This is a genomic window from Paenibacillus sp. FSL P4-0184 (assembly GCF_038004625.1).
Classification (GTDB): domain Bacteria; phylum Bacillota; class Bacilli; order Paenibacillales; family Paenibacillaceae; genus Paenibacillus_AQ.
Genome location: NZ_JBBORN010000001.1, coordinates 946,902 through 969,269, shown reverse-complemented (window position 1 = coordinate 969,269; position 22,368 = coordinate 946,902). Strand labels below are relative to the sequence as shown.

18 protein-coding genes are annotated in these 22,368 nt (G+C 39.6%); 13 read left to right on the top strand and 5 right to left on the bottom strand.

Features of this window, described 5'->3' with window-relative positions; translation table 11 throughout:
• Positions 1 to 11: 11 nt before the first annotated feature.
• Together MKY52_RS04145 and MKY52_RS04140 are read right to left on the bottom strand one after the other, a co-directional pair.
• Positions 12 to 995, bottom strand: a complete 984-nt coding sequence (locus tag MKY52_RS04145; RefSeq protein ID WP_341050009.1) for a tRNA dihydrouridine synthase — start codon at positions 993 to 995, stop codon at positions 12 to 14.
• A 70-nt stretch (positions 996 to 1,065) separates the two neighbouring features.
• Positions 1,066 to 3,318, bottom strand: a complete 2,253-nt coding sequence (locus MKY52_RS04140) for an AraC family transcriptional regulator (RefSeq protein WP_341050008.1) — start codon at positions 3,316 to 3,318, stop codon at positions 1,066 to 1,068.
• Positions 3,319 to 3,566: 248 nt separating this feature from the next.
• Here MKY52_RS04140 and MKY52_RS04135 point away from each other — a divergent pair, with 248 nt between their 5' ends.
• From MKY52_RS04135 to MKY52_RS04115, 5 genes are all read left to right on the top strand, one after another.
• Positions 3,567 to 4,490: an ABC transporter permease gene (locus tag MKY52_RS04135; RefSeq protein ID WP_341050007.1), complete on the top strand. Its 924-nt coding sequence runs from the start codon at positions 3,567 to 3,569 to the stop codon at positions 4,488 to 4,490.
• Between the two features lie 56 nt (positions 4,491 to 4,546).
• Positions 4,547 to 5,401: a carbohydrate ABC transporter permease gene (locus MKY52_RS04130; RefSeq protein WP_341053336.1), complete on the top strand. Its 855-nt coding sequence runs from the start codon at positions 4,547 to 4,549 to the stop codon at positions 5,399 to 5,401.
• 72 nt (positions 5,402 to 5,473) lie between these two features.
• The gene (locus MKY52_RS04125; RefSeq protein ID WP_341050006.1) at positions 5,474 to 7,072 is read left to right on the top strand and encodes an extracellular solute-binding protein; all 1,599 of its coding nucleotides are present in this window, start codon (positions 5,474 to 5,476) and stop codon (positions 7,070 to 7,072) included.
• A gap of 74 nt (positions 7,073 to 7,146) precedes the next feature.
• A complete protein-coding gene (locus MKY52_RS04120; RefSeq protein ID WP_341050005.1) occupies positions 7,147 to 7,959 on the top strand; it encodes an MBL fold metallo-hydrolase in 813 nt (270 codons plus the stop codon).
• Positions 7,960 to 7,990: 31 nt separating this feature from the next.
• Complete coding sequence (locus MKY52_RS04115; protein ID WP_340974358.1) at positions 7,991 to 8,854, top strand: DMT family transporter; 864 nt, start codon at positions 7,991 to 7,993, stop codon at positions 8,852 to 8,854.
• Between the two features lie 151 nt (positions 8,855 to 9,005).
• On the opposite strand, the gene MKY52_RS04110 is transcribed toward MKY52_RS04115, so the two are convergent.
• On the bottom strand, positions 9,006 to 9,983 hold the full coding sequence (locus MKY52_RS04110) for a tRNA dihydrouridine synthase (protein ID WP_341050004.1): 978 nt from the start codon (positions 9,981 to 9,983) through the stop codon (positions 9,006 to 9,008).
• Between the two features lie 222 nt (positions 9,984 to 10,205).
• Here MKY52_RS04110 and MKY52_RS04105 point away from each other — a divergent pair, with 222 nt between their 5' ends.
• The 5 genes from MKY52_RS04105 (at position 10,206) to MKY52_RS04085 (ending at position 17,223) form a co-directional block, all read left to right on the top strand.
• Positions 10,206 to 11,792 carry a PucR family transcriptional regulator gene (locus MKY52_RS04105; RefSeq protein ID WP_042124567.1) on the top strand — a complete coding sequence of 529 codons (1,587 nt, stop codon included), beginning with the start codon at positions 10,206 to 10,208 and terminating at the stop codon, positions 11,790 to 11,792.
• Positions 11,793 to 11,915: 123 nt separating this feature from the next.
• Complete coding sequence (locus MKY52_RS04100) at positions 11,916 to 13,184, top strand: cytosine permease (protein ID WP_341050002.1); 1,269 nt, start codon at positions 11,916 to 11,918, stop codon at positions 13,182 to 13,184.
• Positions 13,181 to 14,284, top strand: coding sequence for a DUF917 domain-containing protein (locus tag MKY52_RS04095; protein ID WP_341050001.1), 1,104 nt, complete (start codon positions 13,181 to 13,183; stop codon positions 14,282 to 14,284). Before MKY52_RS04100 ends, MKY52_RS04095 begins: the two co-directional genes overlap by 4 nt.
• Positions 14,277 to 15,827, top strand: coding sequence for a hydantoinase/oxoprolinase family protein (locus MKY52_RS04090; RefSeq protein WP_341049999.1), 1,551 nt, complete (start codon positions 14,277 to 14,279; stop codon positions 15,825 to 15,827). Before MKY52_RS04095 ends, MKY52_RS04090 begins: the two co-directional genes overlap by 8 nt.
• Before the next feature lie 187 nt (positions 15,828 to 16,014).
• Positions 16,015 to 17,223, top strand: a complete 1,209-nt coding sequence (locus MKY52_RS04085; RefSeq protein ID WP_341049998.1) for an MFS transporter — start codon at positions 16,015 to 16,017, stop codon at positions 17,221 to 17,223.
• Between the two features lie 122 nt (positions 17,224 to 17,345).
• On the opposite strand, the gene MKY52_RS04080 is transcribed toward MKY52_RS04085, so the two are convergent.
• Positions 17,346 to 17,735, bottom strand: a complete 390-nt coding sequence (locus tag MKY52_RS04080) for a hypothetical protein (protein WP_341049997.1) — start codon at positions 17,733 to 17,735, stop codon at positions 17,346 to 17,348.
• Between the two features lie 565 nt (positions 17,736 to 18,300).
• On the opposite strand from MKY52_RS04080, the gene deoC reads away from it, so the two are divergent.
• Together deoC and MKY52_RS04070 are read left to right on the top strand one after the other, a co-directional pair.
• A complete protein-coding gene (gene deoC / locus MKY52_RS04075) occupies positions 18,301 to 18,966 on the top strand; it encodes a deoxyribose-phosphate aldolase (protein WP_076283948.1) in 666 nt (221 codons plus the stop codon).
• Positions 18,967 to 19,021: 55 nt separating this feature from the next.
• The gene (locus MKY52_RS04070; RefSeq protein ID WP_042185310.1) at positions 19,022 to 19,798 is read left to right on the top strand and encodes a DeoR/GlpR family DNA-binding transcription regulator; all 777 of its coding nucleotides are present in this window, start codon (positions 19,022 to 19,024) and stop codon (positions 19,796 to 19,798) included.
• Positions 19,799 to 19,911: 113 nt separating this feature from the next.
• On the opposite strand, the gene MKY52_RS04065 is transcribed toward MKY52_RS04070, so the two are convergent.
• Positions 19,912 to 20,754 (bottom strand): AraC family transcriptional regulator, encoded by an 843-nt coding sequence (locus MKY52_RS04065; protein ID WP_076283949.1) that lies wholly within the window; start codon positions 20,752 to 20,754, stop codon positions 19,912 to 19,914.
• A gap of 237 nt (positions 20,755 to 20,991) precedes the next feature.
• On the opposite strand from MKY52_RS04065, the gene MKY52_RS04060 reads away from it, so the two are divergent.
• Entirely contained in the window at positions 20,992 to 22,359 is a 1,368-nt protein-coding gene (locus tag MKY52_RS04060) for a carbohydrate ABC transporter substrate-binding protein (protein WP_341049996.1), read from the top strand.
• Positions 22,360 to 22,368 lie beyond the last annotated feature (9 nt).

The window sequence follows — 22,368 nt, the reverse complement described above, 5'->3', positions numbered from 1 at the left end:
TGCATTACATATTATTCAGAATCTGCATCCAGAAAAGGTTGTACTAAACGACGTACCTCATCGGTTGCATTCGTCTCCATCAATTGATTTCTTAGTTCGTCGGCTCCGTCAAATCCACGAATATAGATTTTGAAGAAGCTTCGAAGTGGATTAAATAGACGTGGTTCAACCTCTTTTGAATATTTATCGTGAAGATCTAGATGGAAAAGTAGAAGCTTAAGAAGCTCCTCCACACTATGTTCTTTAGGTTCTAGTTCGAAAGCATATGGATTTTTGAAAATACCGCGGCCAATCATGACTCCATCAACCCCGTATTGCTCTACTAATTTTAAGCCTGTTGCACGGTCAGGAATATCCCCATTAATGGTTAGCAACGTATTTGGGGCGATCTCATCGCGTAATTTTTTGATTTCGGGGATGAGCTCCCAGTGTGCATCTACTTTGCTCATCTCTTTTTTTGTACGGAGGTGTATGGACAGATTCGCAATATCTTGTCTCAATACATTTCCTAACCAATCGCGCCACTCATCAATTTCGCTATATCCTAATCTTGTTTTAACACTAACCGGCAATCCACCAGCTTTAGTCGCTTTAATAATTTCTGCTGCCACTTCAGGATGTCGAATTAATCCAGCACCTTTTCCATTGGTTGCGACGTTTTTTACTGGGCATCCCATGTTTATATCGATACCACGAAAACCAAGTTTTTTCATATCCATGCTCATTCGTTCAAAATACTCCGGGTTATTGCCCCAAATATGAGCGACCATCGGTTGTTCATCTTCCGTGAACCTTAATCGAGTAAGCACACTTTCCTTTACCTTTAATTTAGGGTGACAGTAGTATTCTGTATTTGCGAATTCCGTGAAGAACACATCGGGTTTTGCAGCTGAACTAACCACGTGACGAAATACAACATCTGTGACATCTTCCATAGGTGCTAATATAAAAAACGGCTTCGGTAAATCAAGCCAAAAATTTTGTTCGTTACTCATAAGTTCTCCTTCTTTTGCAACATTTTGCCCATCATACATAGTATCATTTCTTTTCGTTTAATGCACAGAATTATAGGATGACCTTTATCTTTTTTCTATAATCGCTCGGGGTTATACCAGTACTATTCTTAAATAAACGATAAAAATATGAACTACTAGTAAATCCAGTTTTTTCGGCGATATCAACAATGGTGTATTCAGAGGTCTTCAGCAGCTCTTTAGCTTTATCCAACCGCAGTTCGTTAATTTTATCTGATAAAGCGTTTGTTGTTAACTGCTTATATAGCCGGCTCAAATAAATTGGAGACATCGAGAGCTCGTCTGCAATTGAATTTATGCATAGGTTGGAATTACTATAATCTCGCTCAATAATATGATGTACATTTTTAACGAGTTCCTCTTGCTTTGTATTTCGTTTCTCTTCAAGCTTTTGACTTATTTCTTCAAATATCTTGAAATATGGAGCATTGATTTCTTCCATGGTTTCAACATGATTGGGTAGTAAAAAAGTTGTATCGAATTCGGGTAATGTTAAAATTGCGTTGTTCTTTTTTAATGTTCGCAAGACGTTATTAACTGTAAGTGCTAAATGCGATATGACAAGTTGAACAACAGTAAATGAATATTCTGATATTTCTCCTACGATATCGATATAGATGCTACGTGCTTTCTCCACATTTCCTGACATTAAGGATTCAATGAACTGTTTTTCTTTGTGAACGGGAAACAAATATTCTTTAGATTTTAAATTCATAATGTCAACCGAAAAGAGGATGCTGCCGTATCCTTTGAATAGTCGATGATAAGAAGCTTCAAGTACTTGCTTGTAGACTAAAATGCATTGCTCGATGGATTCCTTCACAGGACTAAAGGTAATTGTAATGGATAATTTTAAATGTTTGGTGATTGATAGCTGCATAAGCTCCGCCAGTTCAATCAGCGAGTCTCGTTCCATTGAATAAAGCAGATCATGGAAGTTTAGCAGTAGTACAAGACTATCATCCCCCATATCAATGGCTTCGACTTGAAATTTCGGTGAGGCAATTTCCGTACAAATGTTCATTATGGCATATTTAAGCAATTTTATATCTTCTTTGTATTTCTCAAGGACTGAGGGGAACTGATCGATCCTTACCAAAATAATTAGTGAATTATTATTAACCATAAGCTCTGAATTGAAGTAATGTAATTTTTGCTGCAACATCTCAGCATTATTCGTTTCTCTACCTAAAACTGTATTTCTAAGGAAATCCTGCTTGAGAATATGCTGATGATTACGTCTTTCTGTTTCCAGGGTTTTGAACTTGCGTATGACTTTGTCAATCGGGCGATAAACACTATGGGACAGCGTTAACGATACCAATAATCCTAAGAGAAGAATGCCAATACAGATAAAGAGTATTCGATATCTCATTTCATTTATTTCTTGAGTGATATTGCTATAAGGGGTAATTCGAACATATTTCCAACCTAATGAATCCGGTGAAGTAAATGTTATTAAAGATTTAACTCCATCTACAGTGTCTAGAAAATAAGTCGATTCTGAAGTGTCCTGAATAATTTTCTGTATATAGGTTTTATCGGATAGATCAGTTAGCATCGCTTGCTTGTCATTATTGGAAAATAATATTCCATCCTGATTAATGATAAACGTGTTATTCTCCGATATCTCTTCCCCCGATTGATCCATTCGCAGGCCTAACCATGATGCCGAGATATTGACAACAACAGCTGTGTTTAAATCGTTATTATCATCAATGACGCTATAACATAAGTAAGTGTAGCTTGATACTGGAGTGGACTCAGTCAAACCGATGTTATAGGTTCTAGGAATCGGTTGAAAGGGACGATGTTCTTTGAAATTCTTAAAAAGGTCTAGAATTCCATCATCATCAAGTTCGTTCTTCGGTTGAATTCCGCTTCGTGAATTATTGGAACTAATATAGAACTGATTAGATTTCGCATTATATACATAAATGGATTCAATGAATGGTAAAGATGCGCGATAGTTATCAAGCTGTTGCTGTGCAAAAATGACATCATAAATATTTAAGTCCGGATAATACAACAATTTAGATACCGCGGAATCATAGTAAATCTGGGAGGACAGTGAGGTAACAGTCTCTGTCATAACAGATAATTCTGTTTTAATCTGATTCAGACTATTAGAATCGGAACGATACACTTGTTTAAGTGCGATGGTTGTGAAGTCCATATAAAGAATAGTTGTAGTTATCAAAAGGGTAATAACAACACATCCAATAGAGCCAAGCAGTATGCGGCTGTAAACTTTTTTATGCTCTTTAGACCACTGGTTTACCATTTCTTGAAACCCCTTTCATTGTGGTCTGAGTATAATTCATCAGTCTGGAGCTTTCAATCAAATTTATAAATCAGCAGCCTAAATTAGGCTAAATGTAGTGAATATTCACAAAAGTACAGAAAGTTCATACTCCACAAGTACTGAGATTACAGCGATCTGTGTCATTGTTCAGTATATTATCCAATCGGCTCCTTCTATGATTTGGAGGAAAGATTCACGAGGAATTCCATTTCAGAAGGAGGTCAGTCATGTTTAAGAAGAAAGGATTTTTATATGAATTAAATAAGAATAAGATCATGTTTTTGATGATAGCACCGACACTGCTTTTTTTCTTAATTAATTCTTATGCTCCAATGGTCGGCATCTATTATGCATTCACAAGTTATGATTTTGCAGGTGGTTTATTTGGAAGTCCGTTTGTAGGATTAGATAATTTTAAATTTTTAACGCAATCTGGAATTCTGTTGAAATTGACAATAAATACGCTTGGATACAACGTGGTGTTTATCATTTTAGGTAACGTGATATCTATAGGGGCAGCCATCCTATTAAGTGAAGTACGAGGTAAGTTATTTAAAAAACTATCACAATCCATTATGTTTCTACCCTATTTTGTTTCGTTTGTTCTGGTCAGTGTTTTAGCATTCAACATGTTTAATGCTGATTCCGGTTTTGTTAATCAGTTATTAATATCGTTAGGACTTGATCCAGTAGACATATACAACACACCATGGCTCTGGCCATTTCTGATTACAGCATTTTATATATGGAAAAACTTGGGTTATTCTATGGTCATTTATCTTGCATCCATCATGGGAATTAGCGATGAGTATTACGAAGCTGCCAAAATTGATGGCGCAAATATTGTTCAGCGAATCTGGTTTATTACCATACCAATGCTGAAGTCAACATTTATTATTCTGCTCTTATTTGCTCTCGGAAGTATTATGAAAGGTCAATTCGATTTGTTCTATCAGCTTGTCGGGAACAATGGAGTGCTCTTCGACGTTACGGACATTGTCGATACTTATGTTTATCGGTCTTTGAAAGTTAATTTTGATATTGGTATGGCAACTGCAGCTGGCTTGTATCAGTCTATCTTCGGATTTGTAATGATTATGACAGTGAATTATATCATCAAGAAAATAAATGATGATTATGCATTGTTCTAACATAGGGAGGAGGAATTAAATTGGATGACAACATTCTAAGTTCTAGGGTTTTCCGCATGGTGGCTTACCTGATCATTACATTTTTTTCTTTGCTCTGTCTGTTTCCGTTTCTTCTGATTATATCTGGCTCATTGACAGCCAATGAATCCATTATTCGCGATGGTTTTCACTTGATTCCTAAAGTGTTCTCGCTGGAAGGCTATGAGATGGTGTTTATCTTCCCAACTCAGCTAATCAAGGCTTATGGTGTTACGATTTTTGTAACCGTGGTTGGAACGCTGTTGGGATTATTCCTCATTACGATGGCAGGTTATGTTCTGCAGAGGAAAGATTTCAAGTACCGCAATCCATTGTCCTTCTTCATTTATTTCACAACGCTGTTTGGAGGGGGACTTGTACCCTGGTATATCATGCTGACTACGTACTTTGGGCTGGCAGATACCTATGCCGTACTGATATTACCTGGTCTTATGACACCTTTTCTCATTATATTAATGAAAAACTTTATCAAAGCTGCAGTTCCGGAAGAATTATTCGAATCAGCCAAAATCGATGGCGCGAACGACTTCAGGATTTACTATAGTGTTGTGCTGAAGCTAGCGATGCCTGGCATAGCGACTGTCGGTTTGTTCCTTGCTCTGACGTACTGGAATGACTGGTTCATGTCTTCCTTGTTCATTAATGACGTTAGCATGTATCAGCTTCAATACTACTTGTATAACACGATAAATACGATGATGTTCGTTTCTCAAATGGCCACTGGAACTGGGGTATCCCTAGGACGTGACATTCCAACAGAGTCGACCAAAATGGCAATGGCAATCGTCGTTACAGGACCAATTATTTTCCTATATCCGTTTGTGCAGCGATATTTTGTGAAGGGATTAACGATTGGTGCGGTGAAGGGTTAGTACCGAAAGCAAACGAAAGAAGCTCGGATGCGATCGGCTGACATAGATCATTTAATTAAGGGGAGGGTTAGTATGAGAAAAGGAAATAAATTGTTAACAATCGGCACTTCTTTATTATTAACTGCAAGTTTGTTTGCTGGCTGCAGTAGTAACAGCACGAATACTAAGGAGGCATCGTCAGAACCAACAAAGAATTCGAATTCAAATACCAGTACCTCAGCACCAGAAACATCAGAAGTGACTGGAATCGACACATCCAAGAAAGTGGAGCTTCAGTTCTATATGCTGGGTGATGCTCCAAAGGATTTAAAGATCATTGAAGATGAAGTTAACAAAATGGCATTAGAAGAGTTGAATGCAACCGTCAAATTTAACTTCACAACTTGGACAGACTGGGATCAGAAGTATAAGCTTCTATTGTCCTCAGGGCAGCCGATTGACCTGATCTTTACGGCAGAATGGACAAATTACCAGTCATATGCGATGAAAGGGGCTTTCCTTCCGCTAGATGATCTCCTACCGAAGGCTGCACCTAAGCTACAAGCATATGTACCACAGGATTTCTGGGAAGCAGTCAAGGTTAACAAGAAAATTTACACCGTTCCAGCGATCTGGAAAGAATATGTAAATGATGGTATTGCCTATCGGGAAGATTTGCGTAAAAAGTATAATTTGCCAAAGCCGGAATCACTCGAAACTTTAGAGCAGTATTTGGAGGGCATACGCAAGAATGAACCGGATATGCTGCCTCTGGCGGATACTGAGGTCAGTCATACAGATTCCGTCCGACAAATGACAACTAAAACTGTGAATACTAACGATAAGGTTCCATATGGACTTAACATCATGTATGACACTCCAAGAGAGGTGACCAGCTATTGGGGCTCTCCGCAGCATTTGGAAGATTTGAAAATGTTCAGAAGTTGGCAAGAAAAAGGGTTCTTTATGAAGAATATGCTGAACATTAAAGATAGTGGTACTGATATATTTGCCGCCGGTAAAGCCGCAGCAATATTGGGAGGTGAGAATCCAAACCGCTTTGGTGATGCTGTTGTCAAAGTGAAATCACTGCACCCGGATTGGGAGCTAGGCTATTCCCCATATCCAAATATGAAAGGATTCTCTTCACCCGTTCATCCGATTCATAATGGCTTTGCAATTCCACGCAGCAGCAAAAATCCAGAGAGAGCTCTTGCTTTCTATGAGAAATTGGTCACGGATAAACGCTACAATGTGTTGACGCAATACGGTATTGAAGGCAAAAATTTTGAGATTGAGGATGGAAAATATTATAAAATGCTTGGTGATGCCCAATCAAACGGCTTCACAAGAGAAGGGATGAATGGATGGGCATGGAGAAATCCGGAGTTCATGTTATTTGATAAGAGCTATCAAGCAGTACTGGACATGTTCGATGAAATGGATAAAATAGCGAAACCTAATATTTTCCAAGGCTTCGGAGAGGATTGGACGTCTTATCAAGCAGAGAAGGCAGCTCTTCTACAAGTTGAGAAGCAATACTTATATCCTTTGAATGACGGTATGGTTAAGGATGTTGAAGGTGGCCTGAAGTTATTTATGGAAAAGGCCAAGAAAGCTGGTCTCGATAAAATTCAAGCGGAATACACGAAGCAATGGATAAAGTATTTGGATGATTCGAACATTCAGTAAAAAAGGCTAGAGTTACTCAGAGAGAACAATAGGACGATAATCCTATTGTTCTCTACTACAAGGGTGGAATATTTATGAAGGTTCTTTTTCATGGAACGGCTGCATTTGAAGGGATTCCCTCGTTATTCTGTCATTGCGAGACTTGCAAGCATGCCAAAGTACGTGGTGGAAAAAATATTCGTACACGCACTTCGGTCTTGATTGATGAAATACTTAAGATTGATTTTCCGGCGGACACCTTACATCATTCCATTCGTGATTCTGTAGATATGGATAAGGTTCGCGATTTATTGTTTACACATTCACATTCCGATCATTTGTATCCTGAAGATTTACTGATTCGTGCGCTTGGTTATGCTCAATTTAATGAAGAGGAAGAACTTCATCTATACGGTCATGATTTGCCTATTAAGCACTGTAGTCAATTGCTTGCCACGGAAAGGCATCGCTTCCAATTTCATAACTTGAAGCCCTTTGAAACCGTACAAACACAAACAGCTACGATTACGCCATTGCTTGCCAATCATGATTCTAAAGAAACTTGTTTATTGTATTACATAGAAAAGGATGAAAAAGCCATTTTCTATGGTCACGACAGCGGTTGGTTTCCCAAACAGACTTGGGACTGGTTGAAAGGAAAAAAACTGGATCTTGCTATTCTAGAATGTACGACTGGGAATGCCCCAAATTATGAAGTTCACATGAATGTTGAAGATACTCTAAAAACACGGGAATGGTTAATCGAGAATTTTGTTATGAAAGCAGAAGGGCGAATCGTAGTCACTCATTTCTCTCATAATGCTCATCTGTTGCATGAAGATTTGGTTCATATTTTTGAACCGAATGGGATTACAGTAGCATTTGATGGGATGCAACTGGACATATGAGTTAGCGCATAAGTGAAATGAGGATATTTCTATGATTTCAATGGCATTCTTTTTAGTTTTATTTTCAGGTATTACCCATGCGGTATGGAACCTATTTACAAAGAGAAGTCTGAATAAATACGTATTTCTCTGGTCGATTCATATTGTTGGTACACTTGCTCTATTACCTTATTTTATTATTGAGCTGCTCCAAGTTGAGCTTCATGCGGAGACACTTGGCTATATGGCGATATCTGCGTTATTTCAAGGGTCGTACTTCATTTTCCTCTCTAAATCGTATTCCTATGGTGATTTATCGCAGACCTATCCAATCATGCGAGGTACTGGTGTCATGCTAGTGACCTTGTTAAGTGTTGTGTTATTCGGGGATTCCTTAACTCTAGTAGGCTGGATAGGCTTTTGTTGTATCATAGTAGGGCTCTTTATTATTAGTGGAATCGTTAATCGTCATGCAAATCAAGGGAAAACGACTCATTCTATATCCATTCTTTATGCAATTGTAGTAGGGATGTGTGTTGCGGGCTATACATTAATGGACAAACTAATTGTCCAGCAATTATCTCCACTATCAACGCTTGAATTATCCAATATTAATTATGTAATCGTCGCTTTCTTCATGGTTATAAGAGCCGGTCGTGCACAAATTATAAGGGAATGGCAACAAAACTGGAAAATGATCTTGATTGGTTGTATTTGCTCGCCAGCTTCTTATTTTATGTTTCTGATGGCGATGAAGCTTGCTCCACTAGCTTCAATTGCGCCAATACGAGAAATTGGAACGGTTGTAGGTACGATTCTTGGCATACTTGTACTAAAAGAGAAGCAAGGAGTGCGCAGGATTATCATGTCGGCTGTGATTACCTGTGGGATCATCTCCATTGCCATATGGGGGTAAGTTGATTTTACTAGAATTGAGGACTACTTTCTGACCGTATAGGGTAAAAATGAAAGGCCTCTCGTAGGAACACGAGAGGCCTTTCATTCTGTTAAGCATTAGATAGTTTTGTACTGTCTAATTGACGGGGCAACTCACAGTTTAATATGCCTCATTCTAATTCTTGTTCTAAAACAGTTTTTACTAAACGACGTACTTCATCTGTTGATTTTGTATCCATTAATTGGTTTCTTAATTCGCCTGCGCCTCTAAATCCACGAACATAGATTTTGAAAAAGCGAAGAAGTGGTTTAAATGAACGTGGCTCGAGTTCATTTGAATATTTATCGTGAAGATCCAACTGTAATAGAAGTAAATTGAGAAAATCCTTTGGACTATGTTCTTTAGGTTCTTTTTCAAAAGCAAATGGATTGGTGAAGATGCCGCGGCCAATCATGACACCATCAACGCCGTATTGTTCAACTAGCTTTAATCCTGTTGCGCGGTCCGGGATATCTCCATTTATAGTTAATAACGTATTTGGAGCAATTTCATCGCGTAATTTTTTTATTTCAGGGATTAGCTCCCAGTGTGCATCTACTTTACTCATTTCTTCTTTTGTACGAAGGTGAATGGAAAGATTCGCAATATCTTGCTTCAATATATGTGTTAACCAATCCCGCCACTCATCAATCTCAGAGTAACCCAATCTTGTTTTAACACTAACCGGCAATCCACCGGCTTTTGCTGCTTGAATAATTTCTGCTGCAACCTCAGGATGTAGTATTAATCCAGCACCTTTTCCATTGGATGCGACGTTTTGTGCAGGGCATCCCATGTTTAAATCGATACCGCGAAAACCAAGTTTTTTCATATCAATACTCATCTGTTCAAAAAATACAGGTTTATCACCCCAAATATGAGCGACAATCGGTTGCTCATCTTCTGTGAACGTTAATCGACCACGTACACTGTCTTTTCCTATAGGGTGACAATAGCTTTCTGTATTAGTGAATTCTGTGAAAAACACGTCGGGTTTGGCAGCTTCACTAATGACGTGACGAAATACAACATCTGTGACATCTTCCATTGGTGCTAATATAAAAAACGGCTTCGGTAAATCAAGCCAAAAGTTTTGTTCGTTACTCATATTATCTCCTCTTGTTGCGATATATAAAAACATATAAGTTATAGCAAAGACCTTTTACCCAACATACATAGTATCATTTTTTTTCGTTTATTGCACAGAAGAAAGGAGAATACATATAGCGAAATCAATATACATAGCTTATAGCTTGAAGTGCTAAAATAAGATGTATAAAGCTTTATTAATGGCAACATGAGATAACAATACAGTAGAAGTGGTGAAGATATGGGGATAACTGTAAAAGATATGCTGCAACTTCCTTCCTTTCGAGGAGCAAAGGTGCTAACTGGAAATAATAATCTACACCGCACCATTTCTTCTTTATCCGTACTAGAGGTTTCAAATGCGGATTATTCTTCTCGAATTGTCCATTCCATTCAAGAAGAGTGGTATGCGGAAGAGATAGTGATCAGCTCTTTTTACTCCATTAAGGACAGTGTAGAGAAACAGTGTGAAACGATTGAGTACTTGCACGAGCTTGGAGAAGTAGGGTTGATCTTATACTATGTAGGAATTATCATTCCTGAAGTAGCTGACGAGGTACTGCAATTAGCAGAGTCCAAAAATTTCATCATCATTTGTATGCCGGAAAATGATTTTTCACTTCGTTACAACGAAGTGATTTATGAAGTGATGGAAGCGATTGTTCTGAACAATCAGACGATCAATGATAATTTTGTAAATGAAGCGTTAGAGAAAGTATCCCTTTTGCCAGAACACTCACGGAGCGTCGAAATTACGCTGAAAATATTGTCTGATCGGCTGAAAGCGAACGTCATCCTGACGAACACCCAGTTAGATATCGTAAATCAAGTAATGTGGCCCCGTAATTCATCGTTAAACGTGGGGTATATTATTGAGACCTACGCCCCCTATTTGATGAATATGACGAAAGGACAAGCAGAGCCTGTTTCAAATTGCTATGTGGAATACAAGAGTATTCATCAAAAAAACGGAGAAGCGCTGCATTTATTTTTGATTAAAGAGAACTCAAAATTACCTGCGAAGACCATCGATAAAATCAGCGAGGTTGTACAAGTAGCGATCAATTTGTGGGGGGATAAGCATAACGAGGTTAGCGAATATGCCTTGGTAAAAGCAATTATTAATGATGAAAGCGAAAAAATGCGAAGACTGGCTCATTTTCTCCACATTGATGTCTCTTCCATTCAGATGATGTGGTTAGTATATATTCACGATTTATCGCAAGAGAAACAAATTCGTGAAGAGCTGGAAGAGCATTTGTTCAAATATTATAAAACGGCGGTCATTCAAACTATCGATCATTGTATAATAGCCCTCATGGGAAATTGCTCTTACAAGTACAATGAGTATGAAATTGCAGCGGAGTATATTGACACGACGAATTCAGCTCCACTTATATCCGAAATGGTCTATGCTCCCCGAATGAGAAATACACAAGACGTACGACGCATGTATCGGCTGGTGAACAGTGTGGGACGGAAAGTCCATCTGATGTATGAGCATCGTAAATTGTACACAGCAGCCGAGATGCGTTCTATGAAACAAGCTATTGAGTTAAGTGAACAGGGAGAAGAAATCCTTGAAGAATGGATGTCTGTGATTGATCCCATTCTAGGTGATCCAGAGTCGATAAAAACACTCATAACCTTCTTGTTAGATGCAAAGGGGAATTTTGATAACTGTGGGAAAATGCTGTTTGTTCATAAAAATACAGTAAAATATCGTATTAGAAAGATCAGTGAATTAATAGGTTATGATGTAACCGTCAACTCCGAATCTTACGATGTGTATATCGCTTGCATGATTTATCGACTCACACATAGCTAGTATAATCCGTAGTTTTTGTCGAATAAGACAAAAATCACGGATTTTTTTTTATTTTAGAAAAAGACGTAATCCCATGGTTCCTTCTATAATAAGAAAAATTACTTTTCGAGGAGGAGAACTAATATGAGAAAGGACGGAGCACCTCAGTCTTGGTTCACTCTGGGGATGGTATGGGCCGGAGCGGTGATCAGTATACCTGGCCTCCTGGTTGGGAATACGTTGATATCTGGTATGAGCTTACCTATGACATTATTGATCGCTTTTTTAGGGTACGCCATTATCGTTGTCCTTATGATACTTCAGGGGATTCAGAGTACGGATCTTGGGAAAACAACCGTTCAAGTCGCAGCCCAAGTCTTTGGCAAAAAAGGCTCGCGAACGATTTTATCCATTATTCTCGCTATTGCTTGCCTCGGTTGGTTCGGGATTCAGGCTAATGTATGCGGGGCGGCACTGGCGAACCTGCTGGCGGAGTATGGAGTGATAGTCCCAGTTCCCCTTGCTTCTTTAATTAGCGGTTTGGTTATGGTGATCTCAGCAATGTACGGAATGAAAGTGCTGAGAGTACTTAGTTATATTGCAGTACCTTTATTAATCGTGATTTGCATATTTGGTTTAGTTCAAGTGTTCACTATGGATTCCGTGCAGAACATTTGGAGCTACCAGCCTGAGAAGCATATGAATTTCATGGATGGCTTAGCTGTAACAATAGGCTCATTTGCCTTAGGGGCTGTCATTGCAGGCGACTACTCTCAGTTCTCAAGAAAACGTTCTGACGTATTAAAAGCAGCGTTAATCGGAATTGTTCCTTCTGGCGTACTGATGATTAGTGTGGGTGCTATTTTATCGATTGCTTACCAGACTAGCGATATTGCGGCCGTCTTTATAAATATTACAACGCCTTTTATTGGGGGTACTGTTTTGATTCTGGCTGCTTGGAAAACGAATATGGTCAACGCAATCTCGGGTGGATTTGCGCTTACCAATGTATTGCATATTTCTAAAGAAAAAGAAAAATGGGCAGTAGGGATTGCTGGACTCATCGGGACTGTACTCGCTGTGATTGGTATCTTGAATTATTTCACGCCAGTGATGTCGATCTTGTCAGCTATGGTTCCGCCGGTAGCAGGGGTAATGATTGCATCCTATTGGATCATGAATAAAGGCGATAAGAACCGTTGGAAGGAAACAGAGGGAGTTAATCGTCTAGGGGTATTTTCTTGGCTGGTCGGATCCATTATTGCTTGTATGCCCGTTGTGCTGTCCTTTTTCCCAAGCTTACCTCAATTATCAAATCAGCCATTACTCGGTATCGTCATTTCATTTGTCTTATATATTGTCTGCTACCGATTTACTGCCTCAAAAACTGTCATATTGGAGGGAAATAAATGAGATATTTAGATGAACAATCGATTGAACATATTGCCGTAGGCGCTGCATTTTTAGGCACAGGTGGAGGAGGAGATCCTTACATCGGTAAACTCATGGCTCTTTCGGCTATTGAAAAGTACGGACCTGTAAGACTTTATTCTGTGGATGAAATCGAGGATGAAGACTTTTTCATTCCTTCCGCCATGATGGGTGCTCCTTCTGTATTAGTGGAGAAATTTCCGAAAGGCGATGAGTTTGTTAAGGTATTTCAGATGCTGGCCAAATATTTAGGCAGAGAAAAAATTACAGGCACGTTTCCGATGGAAGCAGGCGGAGTCAATTCGATGATTCCGATCGTCGTTGCAGCACAGCTGAATTTACCGCTTATTGATTGCGATGGGATGGGGAGGGCATTTCCTGAATTGCAGATGGTGACGTTTAACCTGGATGGTATTTCGGCTGCGCCGCTCGCAATTTCGGATGAAAAAGGAAACATTGGTATTTTTGAGACGATCGATAATAAATGGACCGAACGGTTAGCCCGTACAGCTACAGTGGAGATGGGCGCTAGTGCTTTGGTAAGTCTGTATCCAACGACGGGGGCTCAAATTAAGAACAGCGGTGTCCATAACATCGTGACGCTATCTGAGCAGATCGGAGAGATCATTTCTTCCAACAACAGAGATGCAAAAGTGAAGCTTGAAGAGCTTCTAAACCTGACATCCGGTCACGAGCTGTTCCAAGGGAAAATAACAGATGTCATCCGGGAAACCAAGGGTGGCTTTAATTTAGGGGAAATGAACCTAGAGGGCATTGAAGGAAATAAAGATGAGCAAATGAAAGTTTATTTCCAAAATGAGAATTTGCTTGCCGAGAAGAATGGTCAGGTTATAGCCATGACACCGGATTTAATATGCCTAGTCGATTATGAAACTTTATTGCCTGTTACAACAGAAAGTTTGAAATATGGAAAACGCGTACGCGTCATTGGCTTGCCAGCACATCCCAAATGGAGAACGGAAAAAGGAATCGAAACGGTAGGACCGAGATACTTTGGGTATGATTACGATTATGCTCCTATTGAAGAATTGGTAAGTAAGGCGGTGGCTAAACATGTTTAGAATTGGAATAGATGTAGGTGGCACGAATACAGATGCCATTATTTTGGACGAGCATAACCGATTAATTCATAGCGTTAAATCCCCAACGACACTGGATATAAAAACGGGGATTGAGATGTCACTGCGTAATGTATTAAAGGAAGCGAGTATTGATAAAACGAAAATCACACATGCAATGCTTGGGACAACACAGTGTACTAATGCCATTGTGGAACGGAAAAAATTAGCCAAAGTTGGTGTGATTCGGTTAGGATTCCCTGCTACCGCTTCTGTTCTGCCATATACGGCTTGGCCTAAAGACATGGTGGAAAAACTATCAGGAAACTATGCATTAGTTCATGGTGGGTATGAATATGATGGTAAGTTGCTCAGTGAGCTTGATGAGGGGGAGATTAAAGAGCTTCTAGTCGAATGGCGAAATAAAGTAGAATCTATTGCGATCATTGGTGTGTTCTCATCCATCAAAAATGATCAGGAGCTCAAGGTTCGAGACTTAATCTGGGAAGCATACGGGAAAACTTATCCGGTTTCTTGCTCCTCCTTGATCGGGTCTGTTGGCCTGATTGAACGTGAGAATGCAACTATACTGAATGCGGCTTTATGCAAAGTCATCGAGATCACTAGCACAGGTTTTGAAAATGCGTTAGAAGCAGAAGGGATTCAAGGCGCGGAGGTGTACTTATGCCAAAATGACGGTACACTTATGTCGATTGAATATGCAAAGCAATTTCCGATCCTTACGATTGCCTGTGGACCAACAAATAGCATCCGGGGAGCTTCTTATTTAGCGAACATTAAAAATACGATGGTACTCGATGTTGGTGGCACCACATCGGATATCGGTGTCTTACAGGATGGATTTCCAAGAGAGTCTTCTGTAGCAGTGGAAGTAGGAGATATTCGCACGAACTTTAGAATGCCAGACATTATCTCTGTAGGACTTGGCGGCGGAAGTATTGTTCGCGTAGACAATGGAAAGATTACAGTTGGGCCGGATAGCGTGGGCTATAAGATCACAGAAAAAGCACTCGTATTTGGTGGAAGCACCCTGACTACGACGGATATTGCGGTTCGCCTTGGGCTAGCTGATGTGGGAGATAAAAGCTTAGTAAGTCACATTGATGAACAATTTTCCAAACAAGTCCTATCCGTAATTTCTTCGATCATAGCCAAGGCGATTGATAAGATGAAAACTTCTTCCGAGGATGTACAGATTGTACTCGTAGGCGGGGGCGGTGTTATTATTCCAGATGAGATTCCAGGCGTAGCCAGCATTATTAAAGTAGAGAACGGTGGAGTTGCCAATGCCATCGGTGCATCAATTTCTCAAATTAGCGGACAGTATGAACAAATATATATTTATTCACGAGAGCCGCGAGAGCAGTCATTAAGAGATGCTGAGGAAAAAGCGGTGAAACAAGCGGTAATGGCAGGAGCCGATCCAACGACGATTAAATTGGTTGAGGTTGAAGAGACACCACTTGCTTATCATCCGGAAAATGCAACCCGATTAAGAGTTAAAGTTGTAGGTGAAATGAGTTAGAGACCTTTTGAACAGCTCTTTGAAGCAAAATAATTCTATGATGTAAAGCTAGAAGCTTCTCATGAGTTCTTTGAACTTGTGTGAAGCTTCTTTTTTTATGAAAATAGGATTGCTCAATATAGTCTAAATGAGTATTATGAGTAAGTATGTTCATATAAAAATAGAGATAAATAGGATGGAGAGCACCATGACAACATCACGACAGAACGCATTGATTTTTTCGTTTACTTTTATGGCGTTTATTTTGGGTACGACGGAGTATATTATTGTTGGTTTACTCTCGGAAATATCCTCGAGCCTAGGAGTAACGCTTGCGACAGCTGGGGGGTTAGTATCTGGTTTCGCAATCGCTTATGCCATTGGCACACCCATTATGATGTCTTTGTTCAGCCGTATCCCGAAACGGATTACGATTCTTGTATCGCTTGTATTGATTCTGCTGCTGAATTTGTGGAGTGCTATAACTGGAACCTACAGTATGCTGCTAGTGACTAGAATAGTTACTGCCGTACTATGTGGTTTTGTTCTTTCTGTAGCCATTACGGTAGCGAATGAAGCGGTGGACTCGGAGAAAAGAGGCAAAGCGATCGCTACAATTTTGAGCGGTTTCGCTGTTGCGAATGTATTTGGTGTACCGATCGGCACTTTTGTAGGGCAGTATTTCAACTGGCCTGCAGCATTTGTACTAAATGGGGTATTAGCCGGAATTGCCATAGCGCTAAATTATGCCTATATTCCACGCAAACTACCGAAGCCTGTACCTAGCTCACTTAAGGATCAGATCGAACTGCTCACGAATGGACGCATTATTCTTGCGTTTCTCATTCCAGTTACGGCAGTGGGAGCGGTGTTTGTGATGTACACGTACATTACACCATTGCTGGAGCAAGTGATGAATATTCCTAAGAGCTCGGTTAGTGGCGTACTGTTTGTATACGGGATTGCCACGATTGTCAGCAACTGGATTGGAGGCAAGGTTGCAACCGGAAATGCGGTAAGTAAGCTTAGATTCGTATTTCTTATCCAAGCTGTGGTCTATATCGTCTTTAGTTTGACCGCATCGATCTCGATTCTAGGAATGATCGTACTAATGATGCTAGCCGTAATGTCGAGTATTGTTAGCGCACCAGCCCAGCTCTATTTGATAGATTTGGCCAAGCAGTATTCACCAAGATCGAAGGACCTTGCTGCATCGTTGAATCCAGTAGCGTCTAACCTAGGAATCGCAGGAGGATCCGCAATTGGTGGAGTGGTTGCCCAGCATGGAGGGTTAATCTCCCTTCCTATAGCTGCTTCCATCCTGGCGATATCAGCATGCGTGATTGCTTTGATATGTTATAAGTTGGATCAGCAAACTCAAGAAGGGGTTATTGCTCAGCATCATAACTTAACTTGAAGAGAAGTTATAGAGGTCGTCGGAAATAATCCGGCGGCCTTTTCGTATATCAACAAGTAATCTAGTAAAACAACACAAAAAATCCGTCAGAAGGAAAAATTCCATAGACGGATCGTGAGTTATTATATGCAAATCCAACCAAGGCCGGGGATTTCTTTCCAAGTGCAGTTACCAGGGCCGCTACCAGAACCACTACCGGAACCACTACCAGGTCCCCCGCCAGATCCACTACCAGGAGTAGCTGGCATTGTGGGAAACGGCCCTTCAGCCATGGATATCATTTTTACGTCAATGACAGCACTTTTGCCATCTGCAAATAGCACGCTAATTGAATCAGCATTAACAGTATTGACATAGGCTACAACCTTTTGACCACTACTTAAGGTGAAAATCCCCCATTTTCCGAGGAAAGGTTGAATATCAGTGATGGTTAGATATGCAAATACTGGGCCACCACTAGAATGCGTCTGCATTCCTGGTTGTTGGGTGCCGCTTCCAGGATATATGGGCATGGGTCCGCCTGATTGCATGCCACCTGGAGTCATTGGTTGGAATGGGGGGAAACTACGACATGGGCACACATAGTACGGATTTCTGAAGTAAAAATATCCCACTTATTAACCTCCTTAGATACCTCTAATTAACAGATACCTAAAGTCTATGCTCCTGCCTATGTATTGGTGTATGACACGAATAAGGGCTTCAACTTTACTATAATTGACTATATTCATAATTATGTTATAATTCAAACATATGTTATTAATATAACAATATATATTGGTAATATAACAAATGAAATATCCTGGAGTTATTAGAAGGAGGAGTGTGATTCAGAACAAGTAATTGTTCTTGTGAGTTATTGGGGGAAAACCTGATTTGTAGCGGGAACAGAGGAATTGCAACTTTTACCGATACATATTAGGAGCACTAATTAGTTGCAGTTGCTCGCACCCAGTGATCGGTTATTCATCCATCAATAACTATGGAAAAATTAGTTCTTTGTAGTGCAATAACAATTGTTAGAATATTAACATTTCAAATGTTTTATAATTAATTATTAAGGGAGAAGTGAACAGAATGGATGTTAAAGATATATTAGGAAAAGTAGATCATACCCTCCTTGATGTTACTGCTACATGGGATGATATAAAGAATTTATGTGACGATGCGATGAAATACCAGACGGCCAGTGTTTGTATCCCAAGTGCTTATGTTAGAGAAGCTGCAAATTATGTTGAAGGCAAAATAGCAATATGTACAGTTATCGGATTTCCGAATGGTTATAGTACACAAGCTGTTAAAGTATTTGAAGCAACGGACGCAATTACAAATGGAGCATCGGAAATTGATATGGTGATCAATGTGGGCTTCTTAAAAAGTGGACGTTATGAGGAAGTTTGCGACGAAATACGTGCCATTAAAAATGCATGTGGAAGTAGAGTATTAAAGGTTATTGTTGAAACCTGTTTGCTCACCCAAGAGGAAAAAGTGAAAGTATGTGAGCTTGTTACAAAAGCTGGTGCTGATTATATCAAAACATCCACTGGATTTTCAAAAGCTGGAGCAACTAAAGAGGATGTCAGCCTGTTTGCACAGAACATAGGTCAGAATGTGAAGATTAAAGCAGCTGGAGGCATTCGCTCTTTGGATGATGCTAAAGCATTTATCGATTTGGGTGCAGACCGTTTAGGAACTAGTGCCATAGTTAAAATTGTAAAAGGGCAGGAAGTATTGGGGTATTAGATATGGTATAATTCTGATAATTATACTTTATTATTAGTAGTTAGGATGAACCGGTATGGATAAGCAAGAGAGAGTAAATACAATTGTATCAATCCTAAAAAATAAAAGTGGCGCATCCATCAAAGAACTTTCACATCAACTTGATGTCACAGAAATGACTGTTCGCCGAGATATTAAATATCTAAAAGAAAATAAAATCGTTCAAGTTGTTTCAGGTGCGGTTATTTATAATGGTTCTGACCCTAATGAGAATAAACAAGATGAATATGATTTGACAACTCAAAAAAATAATCGAGCATCAGAAAAATATAATATAGGTAAGTTAGCAGCTTCACTAATCGAGCCTAACGATATTATTTTTATTGATATTGGTACAACAACCGCTCAAATCATCGAACATATTCCGTCAAATCATTCTGTGGAAATTGTTTGCTGTACTATGAACGCATTAATTGAGATTCATAAAAAAGGATTTAAGGATTTTATTCTTATTGGTGGTCATTACCGTCCAGAACTTCAAATGTTTGAAAGCAGAGAAGGGTTGGATTTAATAAGTAGAACACGAACAACAAAAGCATTTATTTCTGCTGCTGGAGTTAATGCTAAATTAGGCATTACTTGCACGAACAGTTGTGAAGTGGACACAAAGAATGCGGCAATTAATTGTGCCCTTGAGAAAATTTTAGTGATTGATTCCTCTAAGTTTGATATGGTTAAATCCACTTACTTTGCTTCGTTAAATGATTTTGATGCGATTGTAACCGATAGAGGTTTATCAGAAGAGTGGATTGAGAAAATCAAACAATTAAATATTTCTCTTTATCTAGCTTAGAAATACAGCGCGTGCCGATACTCAATCGGTGCGCGCTGTTCCATGAGGGATATAAATTTTTTGTTTGGATTTTCAGGATTTTTTCGCGGAATTATTAAACAATTCTACGCCCGTCATTGAACTCGTCTCTTGGTCTGAAGTCGGTAATCGCGTGGAGTTAGATTACAGCTTCGGCGGAAGCTTTGTGAGAAATAGCTTTGGGAAGAAAAACCAGTAGATTCCGCAATTTGAGAGATGGAGAGATCCGTGGTTTCTAGTAACTCCTTACTGGCACGAAGCCTGACATCAATTAAATAATTGATGGGTGACATCCCATAATATTTTGCAAAGGTATGCACCAGATAATACTTGCTGAAATGTGCTTTTTCTGCCAGATAGTCAAGTGAAATCTCCTCTGAATAGTTAGAGTCAATATAACGTTTGATCCTGCTACATACCTTGTTAGCCTTTTGAGTAGCCACGACGGAAAATGGATGGCCAGAGTTTCTCATTAATATAGTGACTACAACCTCTAGTAAGTTTTGACAAATGGCCTCATAGTTTGCATCTTTATTTTCCGTTTCCCGAAGCATGGCGTTGAAATAGAAGAATAACTCATCCCTCTGATTACGATAATTGATGATCTCATGATTACGGCTAGCACTTCGATCGCCAAAGTCAAAGCTCATCCCCTCAACCGCAAGCACGACATATTCAAGTGGATCACTACTAACCGATAGCTCGGTATGCTCCACATTCGGGTTCACAATAACTAGATCGTCTTGCTTCACTGGATAGATTTCATCCTCTACAATGAAGTTTCCCCGCCCGCTTCGGACATAAAAAAGCTCGGAAAAATTATGAGAATGACGCATGCTGTACCAATCACCTTCATAAATAGAGGAACTGACATAGATTAACTTGGCGGGAATTTCTCCACGTCCTTTACCAGGTAGCGAATAACGTACATTTCCCAAATAAGGTCAGTCCTTTGCGTTGATATAAGCTTACTTTACCACAATTACTAGACTGCATAACAATAAATTGAAATAGTCAATAATTTATAAAAAAATTCTAATAAAGCAAGATATATAAAATGAACGGCAACATGTTTGTTGAAAGAAACTCGAACGATCGGATAAGATGAATGAGTAAGAAAGCTCCTATGTATGCGGTTTACAGCATCAATAAAAAGATAAATATGGAGGGTTATTATGAGAAAAGTTCTTAGCCTTGCACTTACAGCTGCACTGTCTCTAAGTCTTGCGGCCTGTGGTGGTAATACTGAAAGTAATTCTAGTTCCACATCTACAGATGCCACCAACACATCGAAGAACTCTAATTCGACTGCCGAAACTCGTACTCTTAAGCTAGCCGCTTTAGAAACCGCTTACGGATCTGATGTATGGAAAGAGGTAATTTTTGGATTCGAAAAAGCTAACCCTGGTGTGAAAGTTGAATCAACGATCGACAAAAGCCTTGAAGATGTTATCGGACCTGGTATGAAATCAGGAGATTTTCCTGACGTCATCCATCTTGCCGTAGGTCAGCCTAAAGGTTTGACAGAAACCTTCATTAAGGACAATAACCTCACTGATCTTACAGACGTACTTTCAATGACTGTTCCCGGTGAGAGTGCTACCGTAAAGGACAAGCTTATTCCTGGGTTTACGGATACAACTATTACGAACCCTTATGGTGATGGGAAAACCTTCCTAATGCCAATGTTCTATAGCCCAACGGGTCTGTTCTACAATGCTGACTTACTTGAGAAGAAAGGCTGGGCGGTCCCTACGACTTGGGATGAAATGTGGGCATTAGGAGACAAAGCTAAGGCTGATGGAATTGCATTGTTCTCCTATCCAACGACCGGTTATTTCGATTCATTCTTCTATGCTTTGCTTAACGAAGTTGGGGGTCCTGATTTCTTCACCAAAGCGACGCATTACACAGAAGGAATATGGCAAACACCAGAAGCAACACAAGCATTTGATATTATTAATAAGTTAGCTTCCTATACTGAAAAAACAGTTCCGGCGAATGGAAATAAAGACAACTTCACTAAGAATCAACAGCTTATTCTTGATAACAAAGCTATCTTCATGCCAAACGGTACATGGGTTGTTGGTGAAATGGGTCAAGCACCTCGTGCTGAAGGATTTAAATGGGGATTCACTGCTCTACCAGCTGTAAAAGCTGGTGGTGATAGATACTCCTACACCTTCTTTGAACAAATCTGGGTTCCTGCGAAAGCTAAAAATGCAGATCTTGCAAAACAATTTATTGCTTATCTTTATTCAGATGAAGCAGCAGGCATTTTTGCTAAAGTAGGTGCAGTCCAACCTATTAACGGTATGGCAGGCAAATTGGAAGGTGACAATAAACTCTTCTATAGCATCTATGATGGTGGTGCAAAGGCAGCTATGGGGGCATTTGCTACAACAGATCCGGTTGAAGGGGTAAGTATTTCGGATACCGTATTTGGTACCGTGGATTCCCTTGTGACTAAGGCTAAGACACAAGCACAGTGGGTTGAAGCGATTACGAAAGCAAGCGATCAGTTACGTGGAGCGTTGAAATAATTAAAGGCA

Coding starts and splice junctions, on each gene's coding strand:
- MKY52_RS04145 (WP_341050009.1), bottom strand. CDS start 995: ATGAGTAACGAACAAAATTTTTGGCTTGATTTACCGAAGCCGTTTTTT.
- MKY52_RS04140 (WP_341050008.1), bottom strand. CDS start 3,318: ATGGTAAACCAGTGGTCTAAAGAGCATAAAAAAGTTTACAGCCGCATA.
- MKY52_RS04135 (WP_341050007.1), top strand. CDS start 3,567: ATGTTTAAGAAGAAAGGATTTTTATATGAATTAAATAAGAATAAGATC.
- MKY52_RS04130 (WP_341053336.1), top strand. CDS start 4,547: ATGGTGGCTTACCTGATCATTACATTTTTTTCTTTGCTCTGTCTGTTT.
- MKY52_RS04125 (WP_341050006.1), top strand. CDS start 5,474: ATGAGAAAAGGAAATAAATTGTTAACAATCGGCACTTCTTTATTATTA.
- MKY52_RS04120 (WP_341050005.1), top strand. CDS start 7,147: ATGAAGGTTCTTTTTCATGGAACGGCTGCATTTGAAGGGATTCCCTCG.
- MKY52_RS04115 (WP_340974358.1), top strand. CDS start 7,991: ATGATTTCAATGGCATTCTTTTTAGTTTTATTTTCAGGTATTACCCAT.
- MKY52_RS04110 (WP_341050004.1), bottom strand. CDS start 9,983: ATGAGTAACGAACAAAACTTTTGGCTTGATTTACCGAAGCCGTTTTTT.
- MKY52_RS04105 (WP_042124567.1), top strand. CDS start 10,206: ATGGGGATAACTGTAAAAGATATGCTGCAACTTCCTTCCTTTCGAGGA.
- MKY52_RS04100 (WP_341050002.1), top strand. CDS start 11,916: ATGAGAAAGGACGGAGCACCTCAGTCTTGGTTCACTCTGGGGATGGTA.
- MKY52_RS04095 (WP_341050001.1), top strand. CDS start 13,181: ATGAGATATTTAGATGAACAATCGATTGAACATATTGCCGTAGGCGCT.
- MKY52_RS04090 (WP_341049999.1), top strand. CDS start 14,277: ATGTTTAGAATTGGAATAGATGTAGGTGGCACGAATACAGATGCCATT.
- MKY52_RS04085 (WP_341049998.1), top strand. CDS start 16,015: ATGACAACATCACGACAGAACGCATTGATTTTTTCGTTTACTTTTATG.
- MKY52_RS04080 (WP_341049997.1), bottom strand. CDS start 17,735: ATGCCCATATATCCTGGAAGCGGCACCCAACAACCAGGAATGCAGACG.
- deoC (WP_076283948.1), top strand. CDS start 18,301: ATGGATGTTAAAGATATATTAGGAAAAGTAGATCATACCCTCCTTGAT.
- MKY52_RS04070 (WP_042185310.1), top strand. CDS start 19,022: ATGGATAAGCAAGAGAGAGTAAATACAATTGTATCAATCCTAAAAAAT.
- MKY52_RS04060 (WP_341049996.1), top strand. CDS start 20,992: ATGAGAAAAGTTCTTAGCCTTGCACTTACAGCTGCACTGTCTCTAAGT.